Annotated in this window: 15 protein-coding genes; all 15 read right to left on the bottom strand. The window is 30.7% G+C overall.

The window, feature by feature from the left end; all coding sequences use genetic code 11:
• Positions 1–101: 101 nt before the first annotated feature.
• On the bottom strand, positions 102–395 hold the full coding sequence (locus tag F754_RS0102165; protein ID WP_023648277.1) for a hypothetical protein: 294 nt from the start codon (positions 393–395) through the stop codon (positions 102–104).
• Positions 396–397: 2 nt separating this feature from the next.
• Complete coding sequence (locus F754_RS0102160) at positions 398–904, bottom strand: pentapeptide repeat-containing protein (RefSeq protein WP_027303431.1); 507 nt, start codon at positions 902–904, stop codon at positions 398–400.
• A gap of 54 nt (positions 905–958) precedes the next feature.
• Positions 959–1,540, bottom strand: coding sequence for an NAD(P)H-dependent oxidoreductase (locus F754_RS0102155; protein WP_023648276.1), 582 nt, complete (start codon positions 1,538–1,540; stop codon positions 959–961).
• Positions 1,541–1,549: 9 nt separating this feature from the next.
• Positions 1,550–2,257: a sulfite exporter TauE/SafE family protein gene (locus F754_RS0102150; RefSeq protein ID WP_023648275.1), complete on the bottom strand. Its 708-nt coding sequence runs from the start codon at positions 2,255–2,257 to the stop codon at positions 1,550–1,552.
• A complete protein-coding gene (gene ppc / locus F754_RS0102145; RefSeq protein WP_023648274.1) occupies positions 2,258–4,942 on the bottom strand; it encodes a phosphoenolpyruvate carboxylase in 2,685 nt (894 codons plus the stop codon). It lies immediately after the preceding gene.
• The gene (locus tag F754_RS0102140; RefSeq protein WP_027303430.1) at positions 4,917–5,828 is read right to left on the bottom strand and encodes an SMP-30/gluconolactonase/LRE family protein; all 912 of its coding nucleotides are present in this window, start codon (positions 5,826–5,828) and stop codon (positions 4,917–4,919) included. The genes ppc and F754_RS0102140 overlap by 26 nt, the downstream gene beginning before the upstream one ends.
• Positions 5,821–6,993, bottom strand: a complete 1,173-nt coding sequence (locus F754_RS0102135; protein ID WP_023648272.1) for a mandelate racemase/muconate lactonizing enzyme family protein — start codon at positions 6,991–6,993, stop codon at positions 5,821–5,823. Before F754_RS0102135 ends, F754_RS0102140 begins: the two co-directional genes overlap by 8 nt.
• A 6-nt stretch (positions 6,994–6,999) precedes the next feature.
• Positions 7,000–7,842 carry a fumarylacetoacetate hydrolase family protein gene (locus F754_RS0102130; protein ID WP_023648271.1) on the bottom strand — a complete coding sequence of 281 codons (843 nt, stop codon included), beginning with the start codon at positions 7,840–7,842 and terminating at the stop codon, positions 7,000–7,002.
• A gap of 20 nt (positions 7,843–7,862) precedes the next feature.
• On the bottom strand, positions 7,863–8,606 hold the full coding sequence (locus F754_RS0102125; RefSeq protein ID WP_023648270.1) for an SDR family oxidoreductase: 744 nt from the start codon (positions 8,604–8,606) through the stop codon (positions 7,863–7,865).
• The gene (locus tag F754_RS0102120; RefSeq protein WP_023648269.1) at positions 8,603–9,475 is read right to left on the bottom strand and encodes an NAD(P)-dependent oxidoreductase; all 873 of its coding nucleotides are present in this window, start codon (positions 9,473–9,475) and stop codon (positions 8,603–8,605) included. The genes F754_RS0102125 and F754_RS0102120 overlap by 4 nt, the downstream gene beginning before the upstream one ends.
• The gene (locus F754_RS07550) at positions 9,476–10,798 is read right to left on the bottom strand and encodes a TRAP transporter large permease subunit (RefSeq protein WP_051332832.1); all 1,323 of its coding nucleotides are present in this window, start codon (positions 10,796–10,798) and stop codon (positions 9,476–9,478) included.
• Positions 10,799–11,368, bottom strand: coding sequence for a TRAP transporter small permease (locus F754_RS07545; RefSeq protein WP_051332831.1), 570 nt, complete (start codon positions 11,366–11,368; stop codon positions 10,799–10,801). It lies immediately after the preceding gene.
• A gap of 67 nt (positions 11,369–11,435) precedes the next feature.
• Positions 11,436–12,452 (bottom strand): TRAP transporter substrate-binding protein DctP, encoded by a 1,017-nt coding sequence (dctP, locus tag F754_RS0102105; RefSeq protein WP_023648268.1) that lies wholly within the window; start codon positions 12,450–12,452, stop codon positions 11,436–11,438.
• Positions 12,453–12,579: 127 nt separating this feature from the next.
• Complete coding sequence (locus tag F754_RS0102100) at positions 12,580–13,548, bottom strand: D-glycerate dehydrogenase (RefSeq protein WP_023648267.1); 969 nt, start codon at positions 13,546–13,548, stop codon at positions 12,580–12,582.
• A gap of 1 nt (position 13,549) precedes the next feature.
• Positions 13,550–15,334: a dihydroxy-acid dehydratase family protein gene (locus F754_RS0102095; RefSeq protein ID WP_023648266.1), complete on the bottom strand. Its 1,785-nt coding sequence runs from the start codon at positions 15,332–15,334 to the stop codon at positions 13,550–13,552.
• Positions 15,335–15,371 lie beyond the last annotated feature (37 nt).

Below are 15,371 nucleotides of genomic sequence, written 5' to 3'. Positions count from 1 at the left end.
AATGATAGTTCTTTAGAGTAGATGTTTCTCTATTAAGTAATAAAGAGTAAAAATTATTAGAGACAAACAAATAATAAGAAAAACTCTCTCCTGATTACTCATTATTGTTGGCTTTTATGATTCATTATCTCAATCATACATTGGGTTGCATATTCTCGCCATTCTGATGAGTTTTTTGTTTTAAGATTGTTTAAATGATCTCGATTGCTTTTAATATCATCTAGATGCTTAAGTTTATCTGCGCCATTTAGATTTGCTTCCATACTTGATAAATTTGTCTCCATTGCTTTTATCCACTCATTTCCAAGCTCAACACATTTTTTATCATTTTTTTCATCACATATTTGTTTAAAAAAATTAAATATTACATCATCTGTTTTGATAGCAGTATTCATGATTACTTGTTACATGTACCTATCGATCCTGGGCCACAAGTTTCACCATTTGCCCATGTTGCACCAATCAAATTAGCGCCATCAAAATTAGCATTGGTAATATTAGATGAAGTGAAATTTGCTTCCATTAGATTTGCATTTTGAAAATTTGCCTCAATTAAAGTTGCTCCCATAAAATCAACCCTTGTAAGATTAGAACCTGAGAAATTTGTTTTTTCAAAATTTGCCCCAATAGAAATTGTTTCATATAAATTTGCCCTAACAAAAGTAGACTCTGGAAAAGTTCCAAATGATAAGTTTGAATTCATCATTATACTTTTATCAAAATTTACTTGTATAAAACTTGCGAATGAAAGATTTGAATTTGGCAAGTAGCTACCTTGCAAATCTTGTGCATCTGAAAATCTACAATTTGAGTAATCAACTCCATCTGTTAGAGGGTCATCACATGCGGCATTACTATTAGTGAAAAAAAATAAACTTACAATTATAAAAAGAATTATTTTCATACCTTATGTTAACAAATAAAAATTAATTAGACAAACTTTCTAAAATCAATTTTTTTAGGCCAAATTATGAATTTGCTCTTCAGCAGCTTTAATTGATTTTTCATAGTCTAGTGCCATTTGATCAGCACAAATTACATCAACTTTATCTATACCAAAAAAATTTAATATATATTTTAACCATGGAGTTAAAAAATCTTCTTTTGAGTTTAATTTTGTACCCCCAGAAGTAATAACTAAATAAGCACGTTTGTTCTTTAATAAACCTTCTCTTCTTCCATCAGGTTTAAATCTAAAAGTCTCACCAACTCTAGCAGCTAAATCAGACCATGCTTTAAGTGTTGCTGGAGGACCATAATTATAAATTGGGGCTGAAATTATAATAACATCACTATCTTTTAATTCTTTAACGAGTTTATCTGAAAGATTAAACATTTTTTTATGTTCTTCAGTTTGATCTTTTTCATCAATTTTCATTCCTGACTCTGTCAAGCCACTCACAAAAAGCATTTCATCATCTAAATCTCTGTAGATAACCTCGTCACCAGGTTTTTTAATTTTATCCAACACTTTTTTGGCTAATGCTCTTGAAGTAGAGCCTTTTTTTCTTGCGCTTGAGTCTATTTGACAGATTTTCATTAACTACTTTTAACCGAAATTTTGCAAAAATGGAAAAATTTTAATTATGTAAAAACCAATTGCCTGTAATTGGTTAGTCAAAATCAATATACCAGTTATTAAAAGAATGACCCCACCTATTTTAGATATAATATTTATATTTTTCTTGAAATTCTTTGAAAATAATAAAAATCTCTGAATTAGATATCCTGAAAGAATAAAAGGTATTGCTAAGCCTAAAGAGTAAAAACTCAATAACAATATTGCTCGAGATAATGTTTCTTCAATAGATGCTAGTGCTAAAATTGATCCTAAAATTGGTCCAATACAAGGTGTCCATCCAAATCCAAATGCTAGACCTATTACGTAGGGAAATAAAATATTTTTCGATTTTTGAGCCTCAAATCTTTTTTCAAAATTAAAATAACTAATATTAATTAAACCAACTAACTGTAATGAAAAAATTATTATCACTATACCTGCAATTATTCTTAAAATTTCAGAATTCTGTAAAAGTGTTTGACCCAAGAAAGATGCTGAAGCTCCTAAAATAATAAATACCGTAGAAAATCCAGTACAAAATAAAATTAATGGTAAAAATTTTATTTGTTTAGAATCTAAAAGTTCTTGAAGTGATTGACCTGAAATAAATGAAACATAACCTGGTATTAATGGTAAAACACATGGTGATAAAAAACTTATAAGTCCTGCACCAAAAGCAATTAAAAATTCAATCATTTAACCAGTATTTTTCATAGCAGCAGAAATACCTGCAATTGATGTCATCAATGAGTCATTTAAATATTTTTTATCTTTAATCGATTTGCTTTTTTTCAGCTTACTAATAACAATTGGTTGGATAATATTTAAAACTTCAGAATAAATGTTTCTCACAATTACTGATGTTCTAAATTGTTTTCTTTGTTTAATGATTTCTTTTGGAGTAATTTTTTTATTAAGTTTTTTTATAACATCAAATTGAAATCTTAGTTTTTTACCCACTCTCTTTAATTCATCATCAGCTAAATATTCTTCATAAATTTTAGAAATATCTGGATCTGCTTTAGAAATTACCATATCCAACATATCAAGCATTGAATTAAAGAAAGGCCAATTTTTTTCCATATCATACAAAGTATTTCTAAATTTTTTAATATTAGAGTATCTTAGGGCTTCAGCAATTCCTAGCCAAGCAGGTAACATAAGTCTAATTTGTGTCCAAGCAAAAACCCATGGTATAGCTCTTAAACTTTTAATAGTGTCGACATTTTTTCTTTTGGATGGTCTTGATCCTATAGATAATTTTCCAAGTGCTCTATGAGGGGTAACTGTTTTAAAATATTTTATAAATTCAGTGCTTTGATTGATATTCTTTCTGTAGGAGCTTTTTGATATATCTGACATTTTTTCTATTAAAGATCTCCAGTTATTTTTTGGCTTAGGTGGTGGATTGAGGGTTGCTTCAGCTACAGCACCTATATAGCTACATAAATTATATTTGGCTAACGGTTCATAACCATATTTTTGCTGAATGACTTCACCTTGATCAGTAATTCTTATTTTGCCATTAACAGAATTTGGTGGTTGAGACCTTAAAGTTGCTTGTATAGGTCCTCCTCCTCTACCAGCCGAGCCTCCTCTTCCATGAAAAAAAGTCACATCAATCTTATATTGTTTAGCTAAATTCACTATTTCTTCTTGTGCCTTATATTGATGCCAACTAGCACAAATTTTTCCAGCATCTTTACTAGAGTCTGAATACCCAATCATAACCTCTTGTTTGTATTTAATTAATTTTCTGTACCAACTTTGTGAAAATAAATTTTTCATTATTGATTTAGCGTTTATAAGATCATCTAAAGTTTCGAAAAGCGGAACAACTCTTAATTTATCTTTAATTTTTGCCTCTTTTTGCAAAAATGAAATAGATAAAATATCAGAAGCTGAAGTTGTCATGGATATTACATATGCCCCTAAACATTCTGATGGTTCTTGAGATAATATTTTAAAAGTTGACCAAACCTCTTTATTTTCTTTATTTCGAAATTTAAATTTATTAATCATATTTTTCTTTGATTTTATTGATGATTTTAAAAAATCTATTTTTTCCTCTTCATTAAATCTTAAATAATTTTTTTTAAATTTTTTATTTACCAGTTCAGTAATTAGCTGAGCATGTCTAGAGGACTCTTGTCTGATATCTAATCTAGCCAAATTAATTCCAAAACATTTTGCTCTTCTCATTAGGTCAAGTAGCTCACCACTTGCTAAATTTTCATTTTGACTCTGTTCTAAAGACTCTCTTACTACTCTTAAAGGTTTAAGTATTTCTTCTCTTGAAGCAAGTAACTTTTTTTTATCCAATGGTTTATTTTTAATTAAATGTTGTTCTATAGATTTATGGGTTAATCTCATTTTATCTCTCAATGGTCTCAAAAAAACTCTATATGGTTCATGGGTTTGACCCACTTTTCTCAAAATTTTTTTTGAACATTTTTCCATTGAATAAGATCTTATTATCTTAGTAAGATTTTTTTCATAAAGTTTTGCAGCTTCCCATCTTGATAATAAAATTACTCGCTTGGTAACCTCTGCTGTTACATTTGGATTTCCGTCTCTATCTCCACCCATCCATGATCCAAACTCTATTGGATTAAAATTTTTTGGTAATCCTTTATTTATATTTTGAACAAATATTGAATTTAATCTTCTATATACTTTTGGAATAGTTTCCCATAAGCTATCTTCTATTATTGCCAAACCCCATCTTGCTTCATCGAAGGGTGAAGGTTTTGATCTCTTCAAATCATCTGTATTCCAAATAATTGTAAGCTCATCATATAACTTTTTATCTATTATCTTTAATTTTGAAGGATATTTTTTTAGCAAATCTCTTTCTTCGAGTAACTCAGTAATTTTATGGTATTTTTGAATTAGAGTTCTTCTTTTTACTTCTGTTGGATGGGCAGTTAAAACAATTCCTATATTAAGATTTTTTGCAAGATTATAGACTCTATTTTCAGATATTTTTTTATCATTAAAAAGATCTTCAAATATTTCCTCGATAAAAATATTTTTATTATGAATTTTCTTTTTACTATTTTCATACTCATCTAATTTTCTAGATGCATCTATAGACTCAGCTAAATTTATAAAATTCATAAAATGCGAAAATGCTCTTGTTAACTTAAAAGTATAATTTGGATTAAGTCTACTTATGGTTCTTATTATTTTGCCATAAGAGTGATTGCTATAATTTAGTTTATTTACTTTTGAAAGTTTTCTTACTTTTTCAACTAAATTGTAAAATTTTTCGCCTTCTTGTTCTTTTATTACTTTTCCGAGAATATTTCCTAAATATCTAACATCCTCTCTTAAGAGTTTTGTAGGTATCCTCTCATAATAAAGATCTCTTTTTTGCATATTTTAAATTAAATTTTTTTTGCAACATTCCATTTATATTAGATTTTACACTAAATAAGGAGCCAGAGAATTTAAATTTTTGTAAATCAGCTTTATTCATACCTTTTGTGGCAGATGTAATAAAAACTTCCTTATTATTTTTTCCTCCAAATGCACAATTTGTTATATTTTTTGCAGGAAGATCTATTTTATGAATTAATTTAGCTTTTTTATTAAATACCGAAACACAAGCTCCATGAAAGTGTGCCACCCAAAGATTTTTATTTTTATCTAAAGTCATACCATCAGGTGATCCATCTTTTGGTAAAAATTTCTTAAATATTTTTTTACTAACAATTTTATTCATTTTATTAATCTTTATTTTATAAATAGATTTTTTAGGACTATCAGTATGATAGAAATTATATTCATCTAAAAATGCTGGTCCATTTGTAATTCTATAATTTTTATCAACTTTAATTAAATTTAAATCTTTATCTAATTTATAGAGAGAACCTTTTTCAATTTTTCTCTCTAAATTATCCATAGTACCAAACCACAAATTTCCTTTTGGATCAGTTTTACCATCATTAATTCTGTTTAATTTAATATCTTGTTCAATTAAGATACTTTTAATAATTTTTTTTGTTTTGATATTTTGAATTCTTAACTCTCCTTGAAGACCTAAGATAAAAATATTATTTTTGATATGAGCTAAAAAACCAATTTCTTTATTTACTTTATATTTCTTCTTTTTATTATTTTTTATATTCAAAGAAAAGAAGCATTTTTTTTTAATATCTACAAAATAAATTGAGTTATGCTCCTTAACCCAAAGAGTTCCCTCTCCAAGTATACATTTTAATTTCCAAAGTACTTTTGGTTCAGTTGTTTTAATCTTATTCATTGACTTCAAATTCCTTAATAAAATCTAAGTTTGGAGTAATTCCTATTCCAGGATTATCTGATACTGAAGCAAAACCGTTATTTTGCTTAACTTGATCTAGAATTGAAAAATTTTCTTTTGGAAGATCAGTAATAAAAATATTTTTTTCTGTCGTATCAAACTCAAGCATTGATTTTGAGGGAAATAAACCACCTGGCATATCAGGTTGAGCTGTTAACAAATGGAGGTTAGTTGCAATACTTACGGCGGATCCCCATACATGGTTAATGACTGGAATAAAATTAGCCTGTGCTAATGCTGATACTTTTAAATACTCGGTAATTCCACCTAATCCACAAACTTCTGGTTGAGCTATATCGATACATTTATTTTTAATTAACTCATTCCATCCGTATTTTGTAAACTCTGCTTCCCCTCCTGCAATATTCGTATTAATTTTTTGTTTTAATTCTCTATAGCTATCATAATCTTCAGGTGCAACAGGTTCCTCAAACCAAAAAATATCTAATTCATCTAAACCTCTCCCAACATATAACGCATCATTTAAATTATATGCATGATTTGCATCAACCATTAATCTAAAGTCATTTCCAACGGCCTCTCTTACTGCTCTTACAAGCTTTAAATCTTCTACTGGACCTAGTCCAACCTTCATTTTCATTGCTTTAAAATTTTTAGATTTAATTTGTTTTGCTTCTTTCTGAAATAAATCAATTAACTCTGAGGTGGTTTTTTTTTGTAACATCATTCCATATCCATAAACTGGAATTTGATCATTACATTTTCCACCTACTAACTGGTAAAGAGGTGAGTTAGTTTTTTTTCCTAAAATATCCCATAATGCAATATCAACTCCTGATAATGCTTGGATTGGCATTCCCTTTTGCCCACTATCTCTTAAAATGTTATACACTTTTTGCCAGATATACTCTTTATTTAATGGATCTTCGCCAATGACTAAAGGCTGGATAACTTTTTCAACTATAAACTTATTAGCTAAAGCAATGTTACCAGGCCCAAAACATTCGCCCCACCCTATAATTCCTTCATCAGTTTGAACCTCTACGAGATGAGCAGTCCTAAATTTATAATATTGTTGTGAATACCCTAACTCTTTATCTAACTCATATCTAAGTACATGACTTTTAATAGAAGTTATTTTCACAATTTATTATAAAGCAACTACTTTCGAGTTTTGCTCACCTAAGTTTTCTATTGATAATTTCATCGTATCACCAGCTTTTAAAAATTGCTGGGGTTTCATTCCCATACCAACTCCTGGAGGTGTTCCAGTAGTTATAATATCTCCTGGTTGTAACGACATGAATTTACTCACATAAGATACAATTACATCTACATTAAAAATCATTGTACTTGTGTTTCCTGTCTGCATTCTATTGCCATTTACATCTAAATTCATTTTTAAATTATTGATATCAGCAACTTCATCTTTAGTGACCAAGTATGGTCCTATTGGTCCATAAGTATCATGTGATTTTCCTTTAACCCATTGACCCATTTTTTCAATTTGCCATTCTCTTTCACTAACATCATTTACTAAACAATATCCTAAAATATGATCTTGCGATTGATTTTCTGAGATATGTTTTGCTTCTTTACCAATTACAATTCCAAGCTCAACTTCCCAGTCTAATTTTTTTGATCCTGATACAATTTCAACATCATCATTAGGGCCAGCAATACAACTAGTAGCTTTCATGAACATTATAGGTTCTGAAGGCACTTCTGCACCAGTTTCAGCAGCATGATCAGAATAATTTAGACCAATTGCTACAAATTTACCTGGTTTTGTTACACATGAACCTATTCGATCACTAGAAGATAATTCTGGTAGTGAAGATAAATCCACATTTTGTAATTTTGATATAGACTCAAAATTAATATGATCAGGGTTTAAATCATCAATATGAGAGCTAATGTCTCTTATCTTGCCTTCTTTATCTAATGCCGCTGGCTTTTCTCTTCCTTTTTGTCCTACTCTTAATAATTTCATATATCTCCTTTTTGTATTAATTAAATTGTCATTCCACCATCAACTGAAAAAGTATTTCCAGTCGTAAATGTAGATTCATCTCCAGCTAAGTAAATTGCCATAGCTGCTATTTCTTCTGCGGTACCTAATCTACCCATAGGTTGTCTTGCTATAAAATCTTTTTTAGCCTGAACTGGATCAGGGCTTTGATTTACTCTATCTTGCCAAGATGGTGAGAAAACTGTTCCTGGTGCAATTGAATTGCATCTTATATTTTGTTTTACAAAATCTGAAGCAATTGATTTTGTTAGACCAATAATAGCTGCTTTCGAAGCTCCATAAACAAATCTATTAGGTAAACCTTTTAAACTTGAAGCTATTGAAGAAATATTAATTATACTTCCGCCATTTTGTTTAACCATTAGGGGTAAAATTGCTTTGCACATGAAATACATAGATTTAATATTTACATCAAATGAAAAATCCCAATCTTTTTCCTCACAATCAAGGATGGTTCCATGATGAACAAAACCTACTGCATTGAATAATACATCAACTTTATCTAGAGTTTTAACAAATTCTAAAATTGCATTATTATCTGTTGAGTCTAATGTTTTAACTTCAATATTAGGATACTCTTTATTTAAATCAGCTAAAGTTTTATCATTTAAATCTGTTGCGGTAACACTTGCACCTTCATTATGAAATGCAATTGCAGTTGCTTTTCCAATTCCTTGACCTGCTGCTGTTACTACAATTTTTTTACCTTCTAATCTTCCACTCATTTCTTATTTATCCTTTCGATTTCTTTATAAAGAGAACTATGATCTGTTTCTCCATGTCCATTTTCAACAAGTGATTTATACATTTCTTTAACTAAATTTGAAATAGGTAAATGAGTATTAAAACTATTTGCGCACTCTAAAATATTGTTCATATCTTTTAAATGAACAGAAGTTCTACCTTTTGGAGTAAAATCTTTGTTTATCATTCTTTTTCCATGAGTTTGTAAGATTTTACTATCAGCCCATCCGCCAGATAAAGCTTTAATCATTTTATTAGGACTTGCTCCTGCTTTTTCGCAAAGTGTTATAGCTTCTGCTACTGCTCCGATAGTTAAACCAACTATAATTTGATTTGCTAATTTAGAGACTTGTCCGCTTCCTACAGGTCCAACTAAAGTTGGATTACCCATAGTTTTTAAAACATCTACAATTTCATCAAAAACATTTTGTTCACCTCCAACCATTATTGCTAACGAAGCCTCCTCTGCGCCAATAGTGCCGCCTGAGACCGGTGCATCTAAATAATTAATATTTTTAGAATTTAAATTTTTCCCTTGCTTAGTTGCTGTCGTCGGTTTAACTGAACTCATATCAATAACTGTTGCGCCTGATTTTAAATTTTCTAAAAAATAAGGACTATTCATTACATCATTAATTGCTGTATCATCAGTAAGCATAGTGATTACAACATCGTTGTCTTTAACTACATCATCAATTGAAGTTGAGATTTCTGCACCATGCTCTTTTAACGCTTCAGCTTTTTTTTGAGATCTATTAAATGCTTTTAAATTATATCCAGCTTTTAATATGTTTTTTGCCATTGGTAGGCCCATCAGGCCTATGCCAATAAATCCAATTTTTTTACTCATTTATTTTTTAGGAACAAATTCGTGGAAGTTTTGTGTCATTAATTCTGGAAAAAACATAACACATGCTAATACAATTAACTGAATTACTATAAATGGAGCAAATCCTCTAAAAATGTCTGTTAACGATATATGAGGAGGAGCAACTGACTTTAAGTAAAAGGCGGCGGGACCAAATGGTGGGCTTAAAAATGAAACTTGCATATTTACACAAAATAAAATTCCAAACCAAATTGGATCAAAACCAAGAGCTAATACAATTGGTAAAAATACTGGCATTGCCAACAATACTATTCCAACCCAATCCATAAATGCTCCCATCACTAAGAACATTAATTGCATCATAAAAATTAAATACATTGGTTTCAAATCATAAGCTAATATCGTCTCAGCAACATATTTTGGACCACCTGCAAGTGAATAAGCGCCAGCTAAAACTGTTGCGCCAAAAGTAATTGTTAAAATAGTACCTGATGCTTTAAATGTTCTTGTTAATGCATCTTTAAATAAAAAAAATGTTAGCTCTTTTCTTGCAAAAATTATAATTAATGTAGCTACAACACCCATGCCAGCAGCTTCTGTAATACCTGTTATTCCTGAATAAATTGAACCTAAAACAATTATTACTATACCAATTGGAGGTAAAAGACCTGGTAGGTAAGAAATTTTTTCTTTTAGAGTTAATGGCGGTTCATCACTTAATGGGGCGAGGTGTGGTTGCAATCTTGTACGAATAAGAATGTAAGTAATAATTAAAGCTGAAATCATTAAACCAGGAACAATTGCTTCTTGAAATAACATTGTAATTGAAGTTTCAGTTGTTAGTCCATAAATAATCAAAACGATAGATGGAGGTATCATTGTACCCAAAGAACCAGATGCACAAATAATTCCAATGGACATGTCCTGATCATATTTAAGTCTCAACATCTGAGGTAGTGCAATTAATCCCAACAAAACTATTTCTCCTCCAATGATTCCACTCATTGCAGCCATAATTGTTGCCATGATTGCAGTGACAACTCCTACTCCACCTCTAGTTTTTCTTAACCATGCATTTAAAGCATCATATAAATCTCTAGCTATATTAGAGCGTTCAAGTAAGGAGGCCATAAATATAAATAATGGGACTGATAAAAAAGAATAAGTAACTACAAGAGAATAATATCTTGAAAGTAAAATACCCAATGCATGTTCACCAATATTTAAAAAAACAAGAACTGCTCCCATAAAACCTGAAGCAAAACCCATTGGAACACCTATAGATATAAGAGCTAATAATCCAACTATTAGTATTATCGAGAGTGTTCCTATTTCAAATTCCATTTATTTTAAGTCTTTAGATGGGTCGTATTGTTTTTCTTTTGGATTTCTCCAATCAATGATCAGGTTATTTACGGATTGAACTGCAATAAGAAATACACATATAAGTGTAAGTGGTTTCATAGTAGCTGGAATTGGTGGATCCCAATAAGTTGCAAACCTTTCCCAATTTATGAATGATCTGTAAGCATCTTCCATCCCACCATAAATTACAGCTGCTGCAAACGTAACAATTATAATAGTGCTAATTAAATCAAAAATTCTTTGCGTTGGTCTACTCACATAATCATATAATATTACAATTCTGATATGACTTCTTAATCTTGTTGCATATATTCCACCTACTAAATAACAAATTCCAGCCAACCATAGACTTAATTCATTCACCCACATTGTTGGTTTTTCCATGATATATCTCATAAAAATTTCATACATCATTACAAGTACTATTATGGGGATTAAATATTTAATTGTGTGGCTTAAAAAAAGAGAAACTCTATCAATCCAATTTATTGGAAAATCATCTTTACTTGCAACTTTTTCATTTTGTTCTTGCAGTTGTTTATCAAGCATAGTCTAAAAAATGGTTTAAGAAAGAAGGGCCTTTTCAGGCCCTTCAAGATTTTATTTTGTGCTTATATTATAGGATACCGTTAGCTTTCATGTAAGCTGTGTGTATATCTATAAGTGCAGCAGCTTCAGGAGATTTCTTTTTCCATTCCTGCCAAGCATTAAGTGCAGCATTTCTGAACTTAAGTCTATCTTCTCTAGACCAGTCATGAAGAGTAACACCATCAGCAAGTAGGGCTTTAACTGCTTCTGCATTTTTTCTTTCAACTAAACTAGTGATTGTTCTACCGCAGATCTCAATTGCAGCTAACATTGCTCCTCTTTCATGAGGTTTTAGCTTTTTCCAAACTTTAGAATTACAAGCTAAATGGTCAGCTGGCATAGAGTGAAAACCAGGATATGTCGCATATCTGTTTTTTTCATAGTGTCCACCTGCATAGTTAGTTGCTAAGCTAGAGTAGTCAGCACCATCAATTAGACCAGTTTGTAAAGCAGTTGGAACTTCACCAAAATCCATTACGATTGGTTTAGCGCCTAATGCTTTAAAGATCATACTTTCCATTCCTGGAGGTGATCTAAATTTAAAGTCTTTGATAGAAGCAACATCTGGAATTGGTTTACTAGATATTAAAGACTCATGTCCTGGTATCCACCAACCAATTAAAGTCATTCCATATTTATTGTATAATGCATCAACAGCTTCTTGAGCTCCAGGGAACTTTAAGAAATCATATTGTTGATAAGGGTTATCGTATCCACCCATTACATCACCTGCAAATTGGAACGCTGCATTTTTACCAGTTTGGTAACCAGCACCAGTCATATCACAATCGATAATTCCAGTTTGAGCAGAGTTAAATACTTCAGCAGATTTACCTGTTACTGAAGATGAATAAAACATTTCAACTTTCAAGCTTCCGCCAGAAAACCTTTCAACATTTTTTGCGAATTGAGCCGCAACTTCACCGTTAGGTGAACTAGCAGTAAAGTGAGTTTCAATCTTTAAAGTCTTTGCATTAGCAGAGCCAAATAAAGCTACTGAAACAATAGCTACTGCAGCTATAGTTTTTGTTATTAATTTAAACATTATCTTCCTCTCGTTTATGTTTTTAATATTGGAACTTAATCACAAATGATTTTTAATTTCAAATAAAACGCGAAAAAATGTGTATAGAAATTATATATATTAACTAAATAAGCAACTTCAGATTGTATTATACCACTTCAGAAATTAGTGGCTTATTCTGAAAATAATTACAAATATTATCTACAGCCATCATGCTCATTGCTAAACGAGTTTCATGAGTGGCACTACCAACATGAGGTAAAACAAAACAATTATCCAGCTTCATGTATCTTTCATCTAAATTAGGTTCGTTATTAAATACATCTAGGCCAGCTGCGTAAATTTTATTATTTTGTAGAGCTTCTATTAACGCATCATCATCAATTGTTGATCCTCTGGAAGTGTTAATCACTACAGCATGCTTAGGTAGTAGCCCAATAGAAGTAGTGTTTAAAATATGCTTTGTTTCTGCCGTAGCAGGAGTATGAATACTAACAAAATCACACTCAGGCATCATAGAATTTACATCTGAAAAATATTTTGCTTCATCTTCAAGATCTTCGGAAAGTTTATTTCTATTAAAGTAAATTATTTTCATACCAAATGCTTTTGCACATTTTGCTACCATTCTCCCAATTCGACCCATACCAATTATACCAAGTGTTTTTCCTGTAACAGAATTCCCAATCATAAATTTAGTTAGATCAGGTTTTTGATCTTTCCACGTCCCTGATCTTACAAGATTATAAGCTTCACCTATTCTTCTTGATGCAGCTAAAATCAAAAGAATAGTCGTTTCAGCAACAGCTTCGTTTAAAACATTAGGAGTATTGGTAACTTTAATCTTTTTTCTTTCAGCTGATTTAACAGAGATGTTATCGTAGCCTACTCCAACTTGAGCAATAATCTTTAATTTACCATTTAAATTTTTAAAAAAATCTTCTCTAATTTTGTCAAACCCAGTTGAAATAAATCCATCATACTCATTAGCCATTTTAATAAGTTCGCTATTTGGGATTGGCTCATCTTTTAAATTAAGAGTTACATCAAAATTTTTCTTTAATTTCTCCTCTGCTCCATCTGATAATTTTCTTGTAACTAGTATTTTTGCTTTCATATTAATGAGAATTTCTTGGAAGACCTTTTTTATTAGAAACATCTAAATAACTTCCACGTGACTTAATACACGCACCGTCTTCAAGTTGACCTACCGTATCTCTAAAAATTTCTTGCCATGGAGTTTGATTGTTCGCTTTAAATAATTTTTTGTTTTTTCTTCTCTTCTTAAACTCTGTTTGAGAAATCAACAAATCCACTCTTCTTTTATTTAAATCAATTTTCATTTTATCACCTGTTCTTACAATTCCTAAATCTCCACCAACAGCAGACTCTGGTGAAACATGAAGAATTGATGGACTTTCAGAGGTACCACTTTGTCTTCCATCTCCAAGAGTTGGTAAATGTGTAATCCCTTTTTTTAATAATCTGTCAGGTGGCTGCATATTAACTACTTCTGCAGATCCAGGATAACCAACTGGTCCACAGCCCCTAATAATTAGAATAGAATTTTCATCAATCTTTAATTTTTTATCGTTTATTCTTTTATGATAATCTTCTGGTCCTTCAAATACAGCTGCTTTACCATTGAAAACATTTGGATTTTTTGGATCTGATAGATATCTAGCTCTAAATTCTTTGCTTATTACAGATGTTTTCATTATTGCAGATGAAAAAAAATTACTTTTCATAACTAAAAATCCTGCATTTTCTTCTAAACTATTTTTGAAAGTTTTTATTACCTTGGTATCTATATCTATTTTTCTTTTTAAATTTTTACCAACAGTTTTTCCAGTAACTGTCATGATATTAGTGTGAATTTTTCTATTTTTTATTAATTCTTTCATTACAGCAGGTACTCCACCTGCTCTATAAAAACTTTCCATCAAATATTCTCCTGCTGGTTGGCAGTTAACTAATAGGGGAATATTATGTCCTAGCTTTTGCCAATCAGATAAATCAAATTTGATTCCCATATGTTTAGCAATCGCACTTAAATGAGTAGTGCAGTTGCTTGATCCACCGATCGCACTTGCAACTACCACTGCATTTTCAAATGCTTTACGTGTCATAATTTTTGATGGTGTTAAATCTTCATGAACCATTTCAACTATTCTTTTTCCAGTCTCAAAAGAGATTTGTTCCCTCTCTCGATACGGTGCAGGTATAACAGCACAACCAGTTAAAGACATTCCTAAAGCCTCTGCAACTGAATTCATAGACGAAGCTGTTCCCATTGTATTACAGTGACCAACACTTGGTGCAGAAGATGCAATCATATCCATAAACTCATCATAATTTATTTCACCTTTAGCTAAAAGTTTCCTAGCTTCCCATACCACCATCCCTGATCCAGCTAGTTTACCTTTATAAATTCCATCTAACATTGGTCCACCAGACAAAACGATTGCTGGAATATTTACTGTTGCTGCAGCCATTAATGCTGCTGGGGTTGTTTTATCACAACCAGTTGTCAGTATTACTCCATCAATTGGATACCCGTATAAAACTTCAACAAGAGACAAGTAAGAAAGATTTCTATCTAACATTGCAGTAGGTCTTTTTCCAGTTTCTTGAATCGGATGAGTTGGAAATTCCATTGGAATTCCACCTGCTCTTCTAATTCCATCTTTTATTCTTTTGCTTAAAGATAAAAAATGTCTATTGCATGGTGAAAGGTCACTACCTGATTGTGCTATTCCAATAATTGGGTTTCCAGACTGTAATTCTTTTCTAGTAAGTCCATAGTTAAGATATCGCTCTAAATAAAGAGCAGTCATTTCTGGATCTTTTGGGTTATTAAACCATTGCTGACTTCTTAAATTTTTTTTACGTTTTATTGGCATACATAATTTGTAATGACTTGTTTAGAATATTAGTTAT

Source organism: Candidatus Pelagibacter ubique HTCC8051, assembly GCF_000472605.1.
In the GTDB taxonomy this organism is placed as follows: domain Bacteria; phylum Pseudomonadota; class Alphaproteobacteria; order Pelagibacterales; family Pelagibacteraceae; genus Pelagibacter; species Pelagibacter communis_B.
The sequence above is the reverse complement of the archived record's forward strand: the minus strand, read 5'-3'. Positions and strand labels throughout refer to the sequence as shown.

Bases quoted from the DNA above. Each gene is read 5' to 3' on its own strand.
- F754_RS0102165 (WP_023648277.1), bottom strand. From the start codon at position 395: ATGAATACTGCTATCAAAACAGATGATGTAATATTTAATTTTTTTAAA.
- F754_RS0102160 (WP_027303431.1), bottom strand. From the start codon at position 904: ATGAAAATAATTCTTTTTATAATTGTAAGTTTATTTTTTTTCACTAAT.
- F754_RS0102155 (WP_023648276.1), bottom strand. From the start codon at position 1,540: ATGAAAATCTGTCAAATAGACTCAAGCGCAAGAAAAAAAGGCTCTACT.
- F754_RS0102150 (WP_023648275.1), bottom strand. From the start codon at position 2,257: ATGATTGAATTTTTAATTGCTTTTGGTGCAGGACTTATAAGTTTTTTA.
- ppc (WP_023648274.1), bottom strand. From the start codon at position 4,942: ATGCAAAAAAGAGATCTTTATTATGAGAGGATACCTACAAAACTCTTA.
- F754_RS0102140 (WP_027303430.1), bottom strand. From the start codon at position 5,828: ATGAATAAGATTAAAACAACTGAACCAAAAGTACTTTGGAAATTAAAA.
- F754_RS0102130 (WP_023648271.1), bottom strand. From the start codon at position 7,842: ATGAAATTATTAAGAGTAGGACAAAAAGGAAGAGAAAAGCCAGCGGCA.
- F754_RS0102125 (WP_023648270.1), bottom strand. From the start codon at position 8,606: ATGAGTGGAAGATTAGAAGGTAAAAAAATTGTAGTAACAGCAGCAGGT.
- F754_RS0102120 (WP_023648269.1), bottom strand. From the start codon at position 9,475: ATGAGTAAAAAAATTGGATTTATTGGCATAGGCCTGATGGGCCTACCA.
- F754_RS07550 (WP_051332832.1), bottom strand. From the start codon at position 10,798: ATGGAATTTGAAATAGGAACACTCTCGATAATACTAATAGTTGGATTA.
- F754_RS07545 (WP_051332831.1), bottom strand. From the start codon at position 11,368: ATGCTTGATAAACAACTGCAAGAACAAAATGAAAAAGTTGCAAGTAAA.
- dctP (WP_023648268.1), bottom strand. From the start codon at position 12,452: ATGTTTAAATTAATAACAAAAACTATAGCTGCAGTAGCTATTGTTTCA.
- F754_RS0102100 (WP_023648267.1), bottom strand. From the start codon at position 13,548: ATGAAAGCAAAAATACTAGTTACAAGAAAATTATCAGATGGAGCAGAG.
- F754_RS0102095 (WP_023648266.1), bottom strand. From the start codon at position 15,334: ATGCCAATAAAACGTAAAAAAAATTTAAGAAGTCAGCAATGGTTTAAT.